This is a genomic window from Lacihabitans sp. LS3-19 (assembly GCF_024343575.1).
Classification (GTDB): Bacteria; Bacteroidota; Bacteroidia; order Cytophagales; family Spirosomataceae; genus Leadbetterella.
Genome location: NZ_RJUA01000127.1, coordinates 116,400 through 133,917, shown reverse-complemented (window position 1 = coordinate 133,917; position 17,518 = coordinate 116,400). Strand labels below are relative to the sequence as shown.

The following is a 17,518-nucleotide window of genomic DNA, read 5'->3' as shown; positions in this document are numbered from 1 at the left end:
AATAAATATATTTGTTTTTGATAAAATATTCAATCTTTAGAAAAAAAATGAACAGAAGAGAAGTCATAAGAAATGTAGCTTTGATGTTGGGTGGGGCGTTTTCTGCATCAACAGTCATGGCGATGGATAATTGGGATAAATCTACAAAACCCAAAATGAACGGTGCGATGTTTTCTTTAACCGAAACCCAACAAAAAATTGTAGCTGAAATAGCGGAATTAATTATTCCTAAAACTAATACACCGGGAGCGAAAGATGTTGGTGTGCCAGCTTTCATCAAGATGATGTTGAAAGATTGCTACAAAGAACCTGAGCAACAGAGCTTTGTAGAAGGTTTGGCTAGCATGGAAAGTGTAAAGTTTTTAAGTTTAAATACGGATGAAAGAAAGGGTGTTCTGAAATTGTTGGAACAAGAAACCAAGAAAAATACTGGAAATGTAACCCCATTCTGGCGATTGATAAAAGAACTTACCCTTTTGGGTTATTTCACCTCAGAAGCTGGCCTAAAGGCTTCATTTGAGTATGTGCAAATACCAGGTAAACTTGAACTGATAAAGCTTAAGCCCAATCAAAAAGCTTATGCTTATTGATTTTAGATTGATCCGATTAACGATTTTAGATTGATTCGATTTATGGTTTTTAAACTTAGAATTCAAAATTGAAACTAATCTTAAATCAAACCAATCTTAAATCATAATAACCGTAAATCGAGCTTATCGAAAGCAGACGCCGCCTGATCAAATTAATCGAACCAATCGCAAATAATCGAATCAATCTAAAATCGAATCAATCGTAAATCGAATCAATCTAAAATCGAATTAATCATAAATCGAACAAATCGTAAATCAAATCATGAATTTAAATATAAAAGCAAATAAGAATAATACTTTTGATGCCATTGTAGTTGGCTCAGGCATGTCAGGTGGTTTTGCGGCAAAAGAACTTACAGAAAGAGGTCTAAAAGTTTTGATGATAGAACGTGGTCATGAAATCAAACATGTGGAAGACTATGACACCGCTATGAAAGAACCTTGGGAGATTGAACACCGAGGAAAAACCACCAATATTTCAGCCGAAGAACGTTGGGCAAATAGTAGATTTTGGGGGCTTGGAAGTGAGGAAGTTGTGAATCATTTGACCAATGACAAAGAAAATCCCTACATCGAAAAACGCCCATTTGACTGGATTCGTGCTTATCATACAGGTGGAAAGTCCATGCATTGGGGTCGTCAGTCTTATAGATGGAACAAACAAGATTTTGAAGCCAATGCCAAAGAAGGAATCGGTGTTGATTGGCCAATTCGATACGAAGATTTGGTACCTTGGTATGAGCATGTTGAAAAATTTGTTGGCGTAAGTGGTCAAAAAGAAGGCTTAGATGTGCTTCCTGATGGGCATTTTTTACCTGCCATGCCACTTTTCGCTCCTGAGGTACATTTCAAAAAAATGATGAACGAAAAGTTTAATCGTCCAGTTACAGTGGGTCGTGTTGCCAATTTGACTTCACCTCAAAGTATACATACAGATTTGGGTCGGGCTTCATGCCAATATCGAAACAAATGCCAAAGAGGTTGTCCTTACGGTGCGTATTATAGTTCCTTATCGGGTTCAATTCCGGCAGCTATGCGTACCAATCGTTTGAGCATTTTGCATGATTCTATAGTGTCTGAAATCATCTACGATGAGCAGAAAAAACGTGCCACTGGCGTTAGAATCATAAATCAAAATACTATGCAAACGGAAGAGTATTTTGCTAAAATTCTCTTCTTAAATGCTGGTTCTATTAATACTGCCGCCTTGATGCTGAACTCAAAATCGAATCGTTTTCAGAATGGATTTGGAAATGATAGCGACCAAGTGGGCAGAAACCTCATGGATCACCAACTGGGTTCTGGTGCTTCAGCTTCCATTGAAGGTTTTGAAGACGACTATGTATATGGTCAACGTCCAAATGCCATGTATATTCCACGTTTCCGAAATTGGGGTAACGACAAACAAACCGCTTATTTAAGAGGATTTGGGTATCAAGGTGGTGCCGTACGCGATGGATGGGAAAGAGGTGTAAATGCTGATGGATTTGGTGGTGACTTCAAGCAAAGCTTAACAAAACCAGGCCCTTGGAGTATCAGGATAGGTGGTTTTGGCGAAATTTTGCCGAATCCAAACAACAGAATTTTTCTAGATTCGGATAAAAAAGACAAGTGGGGAATACCGATGATAGTGACAGATGCCGCATTTGTTGAAAACGATTGGGCTATGCGTAAAGACATCGTAGCCAGTGCAGTTGAAATGCTGGAAACTGCTGGTTTCAAAAACGTGACACCTTATGACCGACCAACGCACATGGGCTTAGGTATCCACGATATGGGAACTGCCCGTATGGGTAGCGACCCCAAAACTTCGGTACTAAATGCCTTCAATCAAGTACATGATTGCAAAAATGTTTTCGTAACCGACGGAGCTGCTATGGCCTCCTCTTCATGTGTAAATCCTTCCATTACATATATGGCTCTTACGGCTCGTGCAGCAGATTTTGCTGTGAAGGCTTTGAAGAAAAAAGAATTGTAGAAAGATGGGTCGTGGTGGTTATCTTTTGCCACGACCTTTTTTTAAACAATAATTCGAACTTATTTCAAGGACGTGAAACTACCTATACAAATAATCAACTTTACCGATACCTAATAATATAATCTTATAATCTAGAGGTCAAAAATTAAATTACCTCAATTCAAACCTCTAAACTCCACTGGACTCACTCCAACTTTCTGTTTAAATAATCTAGTGAAATGCTGAGGGTATTTGAAGCCGAGCTCATACGAAATTTCGCTGATAGACTTAGATGTATCAAAAATGCGTTCTTTGGCGGTGTCAATGAGTTTGATTTGGATGTATTCTAAGGCAGTTTTGCCAGTTTCTTTTTTAATTAAATCGCCAAAATAATTGGCAGAAAGGTGTAATTGCATAGCAAAATAGGATACCGACGGCAAACCCAAAAGCTGTGGTTTCTCCGAATGGAAATAATCGTTAAGCATTTCCTCAAAATTGGCCAAAATACCATGATTGACCTTCTCACGGGTGATAAATTGCCGGTCGTAGTACCGTTCACAATAGTTCAAAAAGAGCTCAATGTTAGACACAATCAGCTTTTTGCTGTGTTTATCCACCCCTTGTTTTAATTCCCGATAGATTTTGGCAAAACAATCGAGCACTACTTGACGCTCATCATCTGAAATATGTAAGGCTTCGTTTGATTTGTACGAGAAAAAACCATAATCCTGTATCATTTTACCCAAAGTAGTGCCATGAATCAAGTCGGGATGAAAAACCAAACCGTGACCGATGGGCTGATAGGGCTCAGCAGGCATATCATAATCTGCTATTTGACCAGGGGCAAAAAACACCAGAGTGCCAGCCTGATAATCATAATATTCTCTTCCATACCGGATATCGCCGCATTTTACATCTTTTAGGTATATGCAATACATTTCATATTCAAACCGAATTTTACACGCCTCGCCCCAGTTTCTTTCTGCTGCTTTCGAAAAATCAACTACGCTTACCAAGGGGTGCAAAGTCATCTGATTGTTGTCTGCATTATACTGGCTTATGCTCGAAATCCTATATTTTCTATCCATTTTTGTTCTTGTTTCTTCCAAAAATAATCAAATTAAGTATCTTAAAGTTAGAGTAGTCATTTAATAAGTAAAAATGGTAGCAAAAGCAGTAATTCATATACCCTAACCTAATGTTTTTATGCCCACCTTTGCAAATATTCATTCTAATTTTGGGCAGCCGGGCGGGCTTTCGTCACTCGCTTTTTGGGTGTCTACGCCAACCCAAAAGAGCTCAAACAATGACTCTATCCCTGCTGCGAAATAACAATCTTAGTATGTGAATTCACGTAAATATGACATTTCTAAATAAATCAATTATCATGAGAACCTTCCTTTTAAGCATTGCCATTACATTTTCAGTATTTCAGGTCTCCATTGCCCAATCTAAAACAGAGTCAGAAGTACTCCAACTATCCAAAGACAAATGGCAATGGATGGCCGACAAAAATGTAGATAAACTTGCGGACCTTTTTGATGTAAAAGCCAAGTTTGTACACATGAGCGGTACCTGGAAAACCCCAGAGGAACTAGAGATTATTAAGTCAGGAAGTATATGGTACAAAGAAGCCAAAGTGCATGATACAGCCATTGAAATATCAGGTAAAACAGCCATCATTTGGAACCGAATTACCTTGGTGGCAATCGTAAGAGGTATTGACGTATCCACGGAGTTTACGGTAACGGAAGTTTATCAAAAACAGAAAAAAAACTGGAAAATGTTAGCTCTAACCTTTAGTAGCGTAAGAGATACGCACCAAATCAAAAAGTAATTAAAACCTTCAAAAAAACACTTTCAATATGAAAAAAATATTTTTTAGTTTCCTGACATTTTTTGTTTTTTCTGTTTCAGCATTTGCCCAAAATTCTGTGGCGGATGAAATTAAAACCCTCTCCAAAAATAAATGGCAATGGATGGCCGACAAAGACGTTGATAAACTTGAAAAATTATTTGATGAACAAGCCATGTTTGTGCACATGGGTGGTTCTTGGGGCAAAACTCGTGAGTTAGAGATCATCAAATCAGGATTTATTCATTACAAAAAAGCGGATGTTCATGAGGTTTTCTCTCCAATTATTATTGATAATACCGTAATATTATTAAACAGAATCACACTTTTGGCCGTAGTGGGTACCAACGAAGTTAGTAATCCGTTTATGGTAACAGAAGTTTATGTTAAAGTCAATAACGAATGGAAAATGGGGTCACTTTCCTTTTCAAAGCTGATGGGGCCAAACTAAAAGTTTTGTCATTTGGGAGCAATTTTATCTGATATTTTTATTAGCTTATTGTTTCGTTAGCCATATAAAAAACTGAATCATCTTATGAAACGTACGCAAAATTCCTTCAATCGCCGCTCATTTCTAAAAGCAACCGCTTTGGCAGGCGGAGGAGTCTTGTTTAAGATGAACCTATATTTTCACCCGTTTTCGGAGCAATAGCCAATTCGCTTTACAAAGCCACAGGGAAACGTTTTTACAAACAGCCATTTATGGAACATATTTAACATAAAATTATTTGATTTTTGTAAGTATCTGTTTGATTACAATAGCTTTAACATAAAAAAAAAAGAGTAACTTTAATTAATTTTAAAATACATTATAATGGCAAAATATAAATTAAAAATAAACGGCAAAGTAAAAGAAGTAGAGGCTGACCCTACTACCCCTATGCTTTGGGTTTTGAGAGATACCTTAAATATGCCAGGCACAAAATACGGCTGTGGAATAGCCATGTGTGGGGCTTGTACGATACATCTCAACGGAATGGCTGTTCGTTCCTGTCAGATGCTTGTTTCATCGATTGGTAACCAAGAAGTGACCACTATTGAGGGGCTTTCCGAAAATGCCACCCATCCCGTACAAAAAGCTTGGCTTGAGCACGATGTGGCCCAATGTGGCTACTGCCAATCTGGACAAATTATGTCTGCGGCTGCACTACTAAAAAACAACCCAAACCCAAGCGATGAAGACATTGAAGCTTCAATGAGTGGCAATATTTGCCGCTGTGGAACTTATCTGAGAATCAAAGAAGCAATCAAAACTGCTGCAAAAAAATAAGCTTATGAAAAATACGAATAATTTTAACAGACGTTCATTTTTAAAATCTTCGGCATTGGCAGGAGGGGGCTTATTGTTAAGTTTCAACTGGTTTACTGAAGCCAAAGCTGCTGAAGTAATGATTCTTCCAGCAGATTGGAGTGAGTTGACAGGCTACATAAAAATCACCCCAGATAATGTCATTAAAATTTTATGCCCAAATCCTGAATTTGGTCAAAATGTGATGACTTCTTTACCGATGATAATAGCAGAGGAATTGGATGTAGATTGGAGTGAGGTGAAAGTTGAGATGGGTCCACATGATAATGTCAAGTTAGGGCCGCAATTTACCGGTGGTAGCAATTCAGTCCGAATGTATTGGAAACCACTAAGAGAAGCAGGTGCTGCTGCACGCCAAATGCTATGTCAAGCAGCAGCAAAAACATGGAATGTACCTGTGAATGAAATCACCACTAAAGCGGGTGTGCTTTATCATTTAAATGGAAAATCGGCCAAATACGGGGAAATGGCAAGTCTTGCCGCTAGTCTAAAGGTACCCCAAGGCATGGTTCTTAAAACACCTAAAGATTTTTCAATAGTTAATAAATCGAAGAAAAATATAGAAGGCCAAAAAGTAGTTACTGGGAAGCCCCTTTTCGGTATTGATTATCATGTGGACGGCATGTTGATCGCTATGATTCAACATCCTCCTGCTTTTGGAATGAAACTAAAATCTTTTGATGCTAGTCAAGCCTTAAAAATGCCAGGTATTAAGGATGTTTTTAGTATAAAATTATACGACGAAGATTTTGTTCAAGGTGGTTTTGACACCCGTACATTCAATGAAATGATTGCTGTTGTTGGAAACTCTACTTGGGAAGTAATGAATGCCCGAAAAAAGTTAAAGGCTCAATGGGAAGCCTCTGGCGATAGTAAAAATATAGTAAACGGTAGAGGAGGTAAAACTGAAGTTGTAGTTCCTGGAAGACTTGAGACCAGCAGTAATCAAATGCAGATGATGGCAGAGTACGCAAAAATGCCTGCGAAAGAATTGCGGAAAGATGGAGATCCCGAGGCTGCTTTTAAAAATGCAGCTACAATTATAGAACGAACTTACAATGCCCCATTTTTAGCTCATAATTGCATGGAGCCCATGAACTTCTTTGCTCATGTGCAAGAAGATAAAGCCTTGGTAGCCGGACCAATTCAAGCCCCAGGCTGGATGGAGCCTACACTTGCCTCAATTTTGAAATTACCACCTGAAAAAATTGAAATTCAGATGACCCGAATGGGTGGTGGATTTGGAAGAAGGGCCTATGCTCAATATGCTTATGAGGTTGCTCGAATTTCTCAAAAAATGAAAGCACCAGTTAAGCTGATTTACAGCAGAGAAGACGACATGACATACGGTATTTACCGACCCATGTACACCGCTACTTATCGTGCAGCCTTGGATGCCAACAAGAAATTAATTGGTTTCCATGTGATTGGAGGTGGTATTCCCGAAAGTCCGATTCATGCCAATCGTTTCCCAGCAGGTGCAGTTGACAATTATTTGGCAGAGTCATGGGAAATTCCAACCAATATTACCATTGGTGCATTTAGAGCTCCCCGCTCTAACTTCAACGCTGCCGCGGAGCAATCATTTTTGGATGAAGTAGCAGAAGCTATGGGCAAAGACCCGATAGAATTGCGTCTAGAAATGTTGAAACGTGCCAAAGAAAACCCAGTTGGTAAAAACAATGAATACGATGCTGAAAGATATGCAGCAGTTTTGGAACTCGTAAAAGAAAAATCTGGATGGGGTAAGTCGGAAAATGGCAAATACAATAGAGGTGTAGCGGCATATTTTTGTCATAACAGTTATGCTGCCCATGTGGTAGATATGGTCACTCGCGATGGCGAACCTTATGTTGAGCAAGTAACTTCGGCGATAGATTGCGGCATAGTAATAAACCCTGATGCAGCTATCAACATGGTGCAAGGTGCGGTGGTAGATGGCATTGGTCAATCGTTTTATGGAGGAATGACTTTCAAAGACGGGAAAGCCGACCACAATAATTTCAATACTTATCGCATGATTAGGCACAATGAAGCACCAAAATCTATTGATGTGCATTTTGTACAAAACGAAATAGACCCAACAGGTCTAGGCGAACCACCGTTTCCGCCAGTTTTTGGTGCTGTAGCTAATGCTCTTTACAAAAATACAGGTAAAAGGCACTATAATCAGCCGTTTATGAAAGGTGATGGTGGTGAGGTTTAGGAATTAATAAAATGATAAATTTTTATAATCGAAACAGAAGTAGGATTAAGCCTTTTGTTTCGATTTTTTTTTTGTTAAAGTTTTGCATTGAAATAGCCATAAAAATTAATATTATTTCAAAATCAATTAGCGTTTATTCCTTCTATTTTTCATTTAACCTTTAAGAATACATTTAATTTTATTCTTTTCTTTAAAAATATTGTTTATCGAATATGATATAGTTATCCCCAATATTAAACTTACTTAGATTTCAATTATTTTAAAGGCGTTTTAAAGAATCCACACCCCCTTCTAACCGCCAAAAAACACCAAACTTTAGCATTATTTCAACAGAAAATTGGATATTTAATCTATAATTTTGCTTTAGTATTTTACCCTATTTTCAATTTCTTTAGAGCAATTCTTTAAGATTTGAAATCTAATAAACCCTTTCTATGTCTGATCCTATTTTTATTTTACTTGTAGGTATTGTAATCGTTGTAGGTGGTATCATTGGCTTGAAATTACATCCTTTTTTGGCTTTGCTTTTAGCTGGTATTACAGTGGCTTTACTTACACCTTTGGCCTCAGTAGAACAGTTTTATTTGGCCAAAGGCATGTCTGCGGCCGAAGCATTAAAACTCTCGCATAAGAGCATAGGCGACCGAATAGGCACAGAGTTTGGTAATACTTGTGCCAAAATTGGGATACTGATAGCCATGGCGGCCATAATAGGCAAAGCGATGTTAGACAGCGGTGCTGCTGAAAAGATAATTAGGTCAATGTTAAAAGTGACAGGTGAAAAAAATGCCCCTTTGGGATTTGTTTTGAGTAGCTTTTTTCTGACCATACCCGTATTTGTGGATACCGTAATTTTCCTTATGATGCCTTTGGCAAAAGCCATGGGAATGCGTTTGGGTAAAAATTATCTTTTACTAGCTTTATCAGTTATTGCGGGAGCGGTTATGGCAAATTCTTATGTTCCACCTTCGCCCGGACCTTTATTTTTGATAGGGGCTATGAATGTGCCCATAGGTTTAATGATGGTTTGTGGTTCTTTGCTTGGTCTGTGTACTATTATAGTGGGCTATTTAATTGCCATTTATTTAAACAAAAAAATGCCAATTCCATTAAGAGATTCGCCAGATGCACGTTTGGAGGATATTGCCGAAATAGCCAACAAAGATGACAAAGATTTGCCGTCTTTAGGTTGGGCATTGTTGCCTGCTCTTTTTCCTTTGCTTACCATCTGCATTCGTTCGGGATTTGAAGCCTTCGTGACGACAAAAGGAGACTGGACAGCATTCTCTTTAATCAACCATTTTATTGATATTGTCTTGTTTTTTGGAGATAAAAATATCGCCATTACTATGGGAGCTATTTTTGCTTTGATTGTTTTGTCTAGGCAGAAAAAAACTTCAAAAGAAAAGATTACGGCGTTTGTCCAAACTGCCCTTATGACTGGCGGAGGTATTATTTTAATAACAGCATCGGGAGGTGCTTTTGGAGGGATGTTGCAACAATCGGGTATTAGCCAAAGAATCGCGGACCTAACCAGTAGCTACCAAATGGCCTTGATTCCCTTGGCATTTATGATTACCGCTATTGTAAGAACAGCCCAAGGCTCGGCTACCGTAGCTTTGATTACGGCCTCAGGCATATTGGCCGGAATGGCTCAAAATCCGAATTTGGGTTTTCATCCGGTTTACTTATGTTTGGCCATAGGAAGCGGAGCGAAGCTTATTCCTTGGATGAACGATGCAGGCTTTTGGATAATGTGTAAAACCTCCAATCTTACCGAAACAGAAGCCATGAAAACCATAGCACCCATGCAAAGCTTGATGGGCGTAACAGGCGTTATTTTAACCATGATAGCTGCTTGGTTTTTTCCAATGGTGTGAGTTTTGGAATTGCAAATTTCCATTTCCCAATAACAATTACACCAATAACCAATTACACCAATAACCAATACACCAATAACAATTATACCAATAACCAATACCCCAATAAAAAATATACCAATTACCAAATGCAAAATATAGTAATAAAAACCTCTCCAACCGATAATGTAGCCATTGTGGCGAATCCTGAAGGATTGAAAAGAGGGGCTATAGTTTTGAATAGTATTGTTTTGGATGAAGATATTCCAATGGGACATAAAGTTGCCTTGATGGATTTTGTAGTTGGAGATGTCGTAATCCGTTATGGTCAAACCATAGGTTATGCAAACAAGCCTATAGGAAAAGGTTCTTGGGTGAATGAATCTAATATTGACCTTCCTTTACCGCCAAGTTTAGAAGATATTCTATATAAAAAACCATTGGTTGTAGCAACAGAAAAATTAGAAGGGTTTACTTTTCAAGGTTATAAAAATGCGGATGGAAGTGTTGGTACAAAAAACGTTTTAGGTATTACGACGAGTGTTCAATGCGTAGCTGGGATTACCAATTTTATTGAAAATAAAATAAAAAAGGAGTTGCTACCGCTTTACCCAAATGTGGACGATGTGGTGGTTTTTAATCATAGTTACGGCTGCGGAATAGCCATTGATGCTCCTGCTGCTCTGATTCCAATAAAGACCATAAAGCATATTGCACAAAACCCAAATTTTGGGGGTGAAATAATGATTATTGGCTTGGGATGCGAAAAACTTCGGCCAGAAAGGTTATTGCCAGACAACCCTAAGAATGCTGAAAACTCCGACTCTCAAGGCTCCATTCTTTATTTACAAGACGAAGCTTTTGAGGGTTTTGAGGAAATGGTTGATGGAATAATGGCCTTGGCTGCCAAACATCTTCAAAAGCTAAATCTGCGTCAACGGACCACTTGCTCGGCATCAGATTTGGTAGTAGGAATGCAGTGCGGCGGTAGTGATGCTTTTTCCGGATTAACCGGAAATCCAGTTTCTGGTTTTGCCGCAGATTTGATTGTAAGAGCAGGTGGAACAGTGTTTTTTTCGGAGGTAACAGAAGTCCGAGATGCCATCCATTTGCTTGTTCCGAGAGCAGAGAATGAGGAGGTTGCTCAAAAGTTGAAAGATGAAATGGCTTGGTATGATGCATATCTCCATCAAGGCAAAGCAGATAGAAGTGCCAATACCACACCTGGCAACAAAGGTGGAGGACTGAGCAATATTGTCGAAAAAGCATTAGGGTCGGTAGTGAAATCAGGTACAAGTCCGATAGTAGATGTGATTTCGCCCGGTGACAAAATTCGAAAAAAAGGCCTAAACTTTGTAGCCACGCCAGCAAGCGATTTTGTTTGTGGCACTTTACAATTGGCAGCTGGAATGAACATGCACGTTTTTATAACAGGTCGCGGCACACCTTATGGATTAAATATGGTTCCGGTAATAAAAGTAAGCTCAAACTCGAAATTAGCCAATCGCTGGCATGATTTGATAGATTTTGATGCAGGGCCAGTTGCTTTTGGCCTAAAAACAATTGAAGAAATGGGTTGGGAATTGTTCCAAATGATTTTGGACATTGCCGGCGGAAACAAAAAAGTTGCCACCGATAAATTAGGGCTTTACAATGACTTGGTGCTGTTTAATCCTGGCCCTTTGACGTAGGGGTATGGTTATTAGTATAATAGGGAATTAGGTATTTGTGTCCCAATAGCTATCGGAAGGGTATTAGTAAAAAAGTATTGATTTTATAGAAGTCTGTGACCTATCAGTTAGAATTATTATAGGGTTAAATGAATTGGTTTGCACTTTATTTATCAGATTTTTTTTAGTAGTAATTGAAATTTTAGCTTAATTCTAATAAGTTTTGTATAAAGTATTATTTTTAATGTATATGACTTATTGTTAATTAATTAGTTTAGTAAAAAGTTTGGATTTATTAAAAAAACAAATGAAAAATATACCAAAAACCATTTCGCAAATAACAAATACACAAATAACAAATACACCAATAACCAATAACCAACCATGAAAGGACCAAAAATCAAAGAATTCCATATCACCCCAATCGCTGTGATTGATCCACCTCTGCTTAATGCCGCCGGACTTCATGCTCCTTATGCATTACGCACGGTTGTGGAATTGGTAACAGATGACGGTATTAGCGGGATTAGTGAAATTCCAGGAAATATTGCTATTGATATTGCATTGGCCAAAAGCAGAGAATTAATAATTGGTCAAGATCCATTTCAACTGAACAAAATCAAGGATATTTTATCTGCAAATTTTGACTCAGAAGATACCCTTAAAAGAGGAGATACACCTTGGGATCAGCGAACTATTGTTCATATTTTCAGTGCGATAGAAGTGGCTTGTTTAGATATCGTCGGAAAAATAGTCAATAGACCGATTGTAGATTTGTTAGGAGGAAAGCGACGTGATACTGTTCCATTTTCTGCCTATTTGTTTTATAAATATGAAGGTGCTGGAGGAGAATTAGCATTCGGAATAGATCCAAAAGCCACAGGTTGGGACGCAGCTCGACAAGCTAGTGCATTAAACCCCGAGGAGATAGTTGCTCAATCCAAAGCCATGTGCCAAGAGTTTGGTTTTCAGTCTTTAAAACTAAAAGGAGGCGTGTTTGAGCCAAGACAAGAAGTTGATGCTATATTTGCACTTCGTGAGGCATTTGGGCCGGAAGTGCCTATCAGAATAGACCCAAATGCTCTTTGGACGGTGGAAACTTCAATAAAATATGGCAAAGAAATGGAAGGCGTAATAGAATATCTGGAAGACCCATGCCGAGGGCAAGAAAATATGGCTAAAGTAAGAAAAGCTCTAAAAACTCCATTGGCTACCAATATGTGCACAACTTCATTTGAAGATATTCCGAGGAGTATACTTTTGGGTGCAGAAGATATCATTTTATCGGACCATCATTTTTGGGGGGGATTGCACGCTTCCATGAATTTGACATCTGTTTGTGAGACTTTTGGAAGAGATTTGTCTATGCATTCTAATTCGCATTTGGGTATTTCTTTGGCTGGCATGGTACACTTGGGTGCTGCTATTCCGAATTTTAAATACGCTTTAGACACGCACTATCCTTGGCAATCTGACGAAATTATAGTAGGAGGAAGGATGAAATTTGAAGATGGGGCAGTTGCAGTACCAGAAGGGCCAGGATTAGGAGTAGAATTAGATAGAAAAGAATTGGCCCGACTTCATCAGAATTACTTGACATGTGGTCTTACCAAACGTAACGACGAAATAGAAATGCAAAAAGTACAACCTGACTGGAAATTTATGGCAACGAGATGGTAAAAGGGTAACTAGTTATTAGTATATTAGGTAATTAGTTTTAGTCAGAAAATGGATTAACAAGTACTTATTTAAAGTCAGATAATTCGAAATGTATATACCAATATTCAAACATTAATATTCTAATAACCAGTAAACTAATATATAAATAACAAATATCCTAATTACCAGCTAATCTAATATACAAATAACAAATACACTAATTACCAATAGACGAATAACTAGTAAACTAATAAACCAATAACAAATATATTAATACCCTAATAACCAGTAAACTAATATACAAATAACTAATAAACCAAGAAACCAATAACTATTACACAAATAACTAATCAAATATGGAACTTTCAAAAATAAAATCATCGCTCGAAAACGGCCTTCTTTCTTTTCCAATCACCGATTTTGATGATAAAGGAGAATTCAATGCTACAACTTTTGCCGACCGTGTGGAATGGTTTGTTGGGCATGATGTGTCATCTGTATTTGTGGCTGGAGGCACAGGCGAATTCTTCTCACTTTCTGTAGAAGAATATGAACAAATTGTAAACATTTCAGTGAGGGTTGTTGCAGATAGAGTTCCTGTGATTGCAAGTGCTGGCAGAAGTATTGTTGAAGCCAATGTTTTTACCAAAATCGCTGAAAAAGCAGGTATTCATGGGATTTTACTTTTTCCTCCTTATCTAACCGAATGTCCCAAAGATGGCGTATTAGAATATGCCAAAGCTATCATGCAAAATACCTCATTGCCAGTAATTTATTACAATAGAGGAAACGGAGTTTTAACTACAGAATATATCCAAAAATTAGCCGATGCTTGTCCAAACTTTATAGGCTTGAAAGACGGTACAGGCAATATCCAAGACTTAAACGATATCATAAAAACAGTTGGAAATCGACTTTCATATATCGGCGGAGTTCCCACTGCAGAGATTATTGCAGAAGCTTATCTCTCGATTGGAGTTAATACTTACTCATCAGCTGCGTTTAATTTTGTGCCAGAATTAGCCAATAAGTTTTATAAGGCATTAAGAGCTGGAGATAAAGAAACGGTAAAAGAAATTACTCAAAAATTCTATATTCCTTTGGTCAGGTTAAGGGGAAAAAAGAACGGATATGCGGTGAGTTTAATCAAAGCTGGTGCAAAATTAATTGGGAGAAGTGCTGGTGATGTCAGACCGCCATTGTCTATGCCATCAGATGCTGAAGTGGCTGAATTACAAGATATTATAAATCAGAATATTTAATAAAAGAAATTGTGTAAATAAAAATGCCACCAATGGTATTCTCATTAGTGGCATTGTTTTTTTAAGCTTTAAATGGGAAAATGCTGCTTAGTTTTCCCTCTCTCAACCAAAGGGCTACCCATACCAAAACTCCAAATATAATGGGTGCTAATGTTTTACTCATTTCGTCTTTATGGATCATGTGTGTTGCCACTGCTCCTCCTAACCATGCCGTTAATAACAAAGCACCGAGAATGCTAGTTTTTGGAAAAATGTAAAGCAATGTACTTAACAATAAAATTATGCCCAGATACAGCACTGATGTTTCTGCAAATCCCATGTCGGTGGCACCTTTTACGGCTTCAGCATTTTGGCTGATATTCATAAATGCTCCCATTAGGAACATAAGTGAAACTAGGCCTTGAAGACCATACGACGTATACAAACGTCCTTTTGAAATAGTTTGGTTGTTTTCCATGTTAAATTAGGGTTTAAAAAATTAGCGTTTAAAATAATTATAAAAATGAATAAAAGCTTAAAGAAGTTTTATCCATAATTTCACATATAAGGAAAAAGGATAAATTTTCGTTCATTATTTCTTTTGAAAAATACACTAAAACTATAAGGTCAATAAACTTGATTTTGCATATTAATTGCCGTAAATTGAATACTTAATTAATCGCTTTTCAATTTATCTTTGTAGTTATTACTTTATAATTTTTTGTCTTTATTTTAAGATATTCTTTAACCTTAAATTGTTATAAAAATGAAACTTAAACTTGCTTTTATTTCCTTAATAAATATTGTTTGTTTTTCCACTTTCGCTCAAAAAAAATGGACAGAAAAAACCAATGAAAGCTTTAATGTAATCAATAATGGGAATGGCCAAATTCTTGGATATTCACCTAATTCTGGTATAAAAATTCTAACCGTTAATGGACTAGCATTTAAAGATTTAAATAAAAACAATAAGCTAGATAAATTTGAAGATTGGCGATTAAGCTACGAAATAAGAGCCAAAGATTTGGCCTCAAAACTTACAGTCGAAGAAATAGCCGGACTTATGTTATATTCTGCACATCAGTCTATTCCTGCTCGAGCTGGTGGGTATTTTGCAGGTACATACAATGGTAAACCATTTGTAGCAGGCGAAACTGACCCAAGTGATTTGACAGATCAACAAAAGAAATTTCTGAAAGACGATAACCTGAGACATGTGCTTATCACTACTGTTCAGTCACCTGAAATTGCAGCTCAGTGGAACAATAAAATGCAGGCGTTTTGCGAAAGTGTTGGAAATGGAATTCCTGCCAATAATAGCACAGACCCAAGACACGGAACGAGAGCCAATGCCGAATACAATGCAGCAGCAGGTGGAGAAATTTCTATGTGGCCAAGTTCATTGGGCTTAGCTGCCACTTTTGATCCTGAATTGGTGAGAAAGTTTGGACAAATTGCAGCTGAAGAATACCGTGCATTAGGTGTCACAACTGCACTTTCGCCTCAGGTCGATATAGCCACTGAGCCACGTTGGGCAAGGTTTAGCGGTACTTTTGGCGAGAGTCCATTGCTTTCAGCAGCTATGGCCGAAGCTTATTGCGACGGATTTCAAACCACAAAGAATTCTGTCTCTGGTTGGGGACAAGGAAGTGTAAATGCCATGGTAAAACATTGGCCAGGAGGTGGTGCTGGAGAATCTGGTAGGGATGCACATTATGCCAACGGTAAGTTCGCAGTATATCCAGGCAATAATTTTAATGCCCACATGATTCCGTTTATTCAAGGTGCTTTCAAGCTTAAAGGCAAAACCAAAATGGCTTCAGCGGTTATGCCATATTACACAATCTCGTGGAATCAAGACGTGGTAAACCATGAAAATGTGGCGAATAATTATAACAAATACATCATTACCGATTTGCTACGTAAGAAATATGCTTACAATGGTGTGGTTTGTACCGATTGGTTGGTAACGGGTGATCACAAGGCTATGGATAATTTTGTGGATGGAAAATCTTGGGGAGTTGAAGGTTTGACATTGGCTGAAAGACATTATAAAGTATTGATGGCAGGTGTTGATCAGTTTGGTGGCAATAACGATATCAAACCAGTCTTGGATGCTTACCAAATAGGTGTAAAAGAAATGGGAGAAGCTAAAATGAAAGCCAGAATGCAAGAATCTGGCTACAGATTGCTTCTGAATATTTTTAGAGTGGGAGTTTTCGAAAATCCATATTTAGATCCTGTAAAAACAAAAGAGGTAGTAGGAAGTCCTGCGAAAATGAAAGAAGGCTATGAGGCTCAATTAAAGTCAATCGTAATGCTTAAAAACAAAAGAAATACATTGCCTATTTCAGGAAGAAAGACAGTTTATGTTCCCAAAAGATTTACTCCAGCCAGCCGTAATTTCTTAGGTATGGAAACTCCCGCATCTACAGATTATCCTGTAAACATGGAAATTGTAAAAAAATACTATAATGTGACAGATACTCCAGAAGAAGCAGACTTTGCTTTGGTGTTTATTCAAGCTCCAGCTGCTACCATGGGTTACGACAAAAAAGACCTGGAAAATGGAGGGAACGGATATATTCCAATCAGTCTTCAATACAATGATTATGCCGCCACAGAAGCTCGTGAAAAGAGCATAGCAGGTGGTGATCCAATGGAGAATTTTACCAACAGAAGCTATAAAGGCAAAATAGCCAAAACTTCTAATATTAGTGATTTGAAATTGGTAGATGAAACAGCACAAAAAATGAATGGTAAACCAGTAATAGTTAGCGTAAACACAGGAAATCCTCTTGTTTTAGCAGAATTTGAGACGAAAGTAAGTGGAATTTTACTAAGTTTTGGTGTTCAAGATCAGGCACTTTTGGATATTATTTCCGGAAAATCAGAACCTTCGGCATTGCTTCCAATGCAAATGCCAGCCAATATGAGCACAGTAGAAACTCAAATGGAAGATGTGCCTTATGACATGGTTCCACTAAAAGATTCTGAAGGCAATAGTTATAATTTTGGATACGGTTTGAATTGGAAAGGTGTAATCAAAGATGCGAGAGTTTTGAAATATAAATGATATATTTTTAGGTTGCTATTTATTAAATATTAGGTAATGATATACAATACTAACCCAATCTTGAAAAGCTAAAATCACTATCTCTTGAAGATAAAT

15 protein-coding genes are annotated in these 17,518 nt (G+C 37.7%); 13 read left to right on the top strand and 2 right to left on the bottom strand.

The window, feature by feature from the left end; all coding sequences use genetic code 11:
* Nucleotides 1–47: 47 nt before the first annotated feature.
* Together EGI22_RS21275 and EGI22_RS21270 are read left to right on the top strand one after the other, a co-directional pair.
* Nucleotides 48–590, top strand: a complete 543-nt coding sequence (locus tag EGI22_RS21275) for a gluconate 2-dehydrogenase subunit 3 family protein (protein ID WP_255070511.1) — start codon at nucleotides 48–50, stop codon at nucleotides 588–590.
* Between the two features lie 262 nt (nucleotides 591–852).
* Nucleotides 853–2,568, top strand: a complete 1,716-nt coding sequence (locus tag EGI22_RS21270) for a GMC oxidoreductase (RefSeq protein WP_255070509.1) — start codon at nucleotides 853–855, stop codon at nucleotides 2,566–2,568.
* Between the two features lie 155 nt (nucleotides 2,569–2,723).
* Here the strand turns inward: EGI22_RS21270 and EGI22_RS21265 are convergent, their stop codons facing one another.
* The gene (locus EGI22_RS21265) at nucleotides 2,724–3,635 is read right to left on the bottom strand and encodes an AraC family transcriptional regulator (RefSeq protein ID WP_255070507.1); all 912 of its coding nucleotides are present in this window, start codon (nucleotides 3,633–3,635) and stop codon (nucleotides 2,724–2,726) included.
* 118 nt (nucleotides 3,636–3,753) lie between these two features.
* Here EGI22_RS21265 and EGI22_RS21260 point away from each other — a divergent pair, with 118 nt between their 5' ends.
* The 10 genes from EGI22_RS21260 (at nucleotide 3,754) to EGI22_RS21215 (ending at nucleotide 14,367) form a co-directional block, all read left to right on the top strand.
* A complete protein-coding gene (locus EGI22_RS21260; protein WP_255070506.1) occupies nucleotides 3,754–3,879 on the top strand; it encodes a hypothetical protein in 126 nt (41 codons plus the stop codon).
* 55 nt (nucleotides 3,880–3,934) lie between these two features.
* Nucleotides 3,935–4,384, top strand: a complete 450-nt coding sequence (locus EGI22_RS21255; RefSeq protein ID WP_255070505.1) for a nuclear transport factor 2 family protein — start codon at nucleotides 3,935–3,937, stop codon at nucleotides 4,382–4,384.
* Nucleotides 4,385–4,412: 28 nt separating this feature from the next.
* Complete coding sequence (locus EGI22_RS21250; RefSeq protein WP_255070503.1) at nucleotides 4,413–4,853, top strand: nuclear transport factor 2 family protein; 441 nt, start codon at nucleotides 4,413–4,415, stop codon at nucleotides 4,851–4,853.
* A gap of 84 nt (nucleotides 4,854–4,937) precedes the next feature.
* Complete coding sequence (locus EGI22_RS21245; RefSeq protein WP_255070502.1) at nucleotides 4,938–5,054, top strand: twin-arginine translocation signal domain-containing protein; 117 nt, start codon at nucleotides 4,938–4,940, stop codon at nucleotides 5,052–5,054.
* 162 nt (nucleotides 5,055–5,216) lie between these two features.
* Nucleotides 5,217–5,672: a (2Fe-2S)-binding protein gene (locus EGI22_RS21240; protein WP_255070501.1), complete on the top strand. Its 456-nt coding sequence runs from the start codon at nucleotides 5,217–5,219 to the stop codon at nucleotides 5,670–5,672.
* 4 nt (nucleotides 5,673–5,676) lie between these two features.
* Nucleotides 5,677–7,917, top strand: coding sequence for a xanthine dehydrogenase family protein molybdopterin-binding subunit (locus tag EGI22_RS21235; protein WP_255070500.1), 2,241 nt, complete (start codon nucleotides 5,677–5,679; stop codon nucleotides 7,915–7,917).
* A gap of 434 nt (nucleotides 7,918–8,351) precedes the next feature.
* Nucleotides 8,352–9,797 carry a GntP family permease gene (locus EGI22_RS21230; protein ID WP_255070499.1) on the top strand — a complete coding sequence of 482 codons (1,446 nt, stop codon included), beginning with the start codon at nucleotides 8,352–8,354 and terminating at the stop codon, nucleotides 9,795–9,797.
* Nucleotides 9,794–11,467 carry a galactarate dehydratase gene (gene garD / locus EGI22_RS21225; RefSeq protein ID WP_255070497.1) on the top strand — a complete coding sequence of 558 codons (1,674 nt, stop codon included), beginning with the start codon at nucleotides 9,794–9,796 and terminating at the stop codon, nucleotides 11,465–11,467. Before EGI22_RS21230 ends, garD begins: the two co-directional genes overlap by 4 nt.
* A gap of 363 nt (nucleotides 11,468–11,830) precedes the next feature.
* On the top strand, nucleotides 11,831–13,126 hold the full coding sequence (locus EGI22_RS21220) for an enolase C-terminal domain-like protein (RefSeq protein ID WP_255070496.1): 1,296 nt from the start codon (nucleotides 11,831–11,833) through the stop codon (nucleotides 13,124–13,126).
* Between the two features lie 335 nt (nucleotides 13,127–13,461).
* On the top strand, nucleotides 13,462–14,367 hold the full coding sequence (locus EGI22_RS21215; protein ID WP_255070495.1) for a 5-dehydro-4-deoxyglucarate dehydratase: 906 nt from the start codon (nucleotides 13,462–13,464) through the stop codon (nucleotides 14,365–14,367).
* A 61-nt stretch (nucleotides 14,368–14,428) separates the two neighbouring features.
* On the opposite strand, the gene EGI22_RS21210 is transcribed toward EGI22_RS21215, so the two are convergent.
* Nucleotides 14,429–14,824, bottom strand: a complete 396-nt coding sequence (locus EGI22_RS21210) for a DoxX family protein (protein WP_255070494.1) — start codon at nucleotides 14,822–14,824, stop codon at nucleotides 14,429–14,431.
* A gap of 288 nt (nucleotides 14,825–15,112) precedes the next feature.
* Between EGI22_RS21210 and EGI22_RS21205 the strand changes: the two genes are divergently transcribed.
* Entirely contained in the window at nucleotides 15,113–17,422 is a 2,310-nt protein-coding gene (locus EGI22_RS21205; RefSeq protein WP_255070493.1) for a glycoside hydrolase family 3 N-terminal domain-containing protein, read from the top strand.
* The last annotated feature ends 96 nt before the right edge of the window (nucleotides 17,423–17,518 follow it).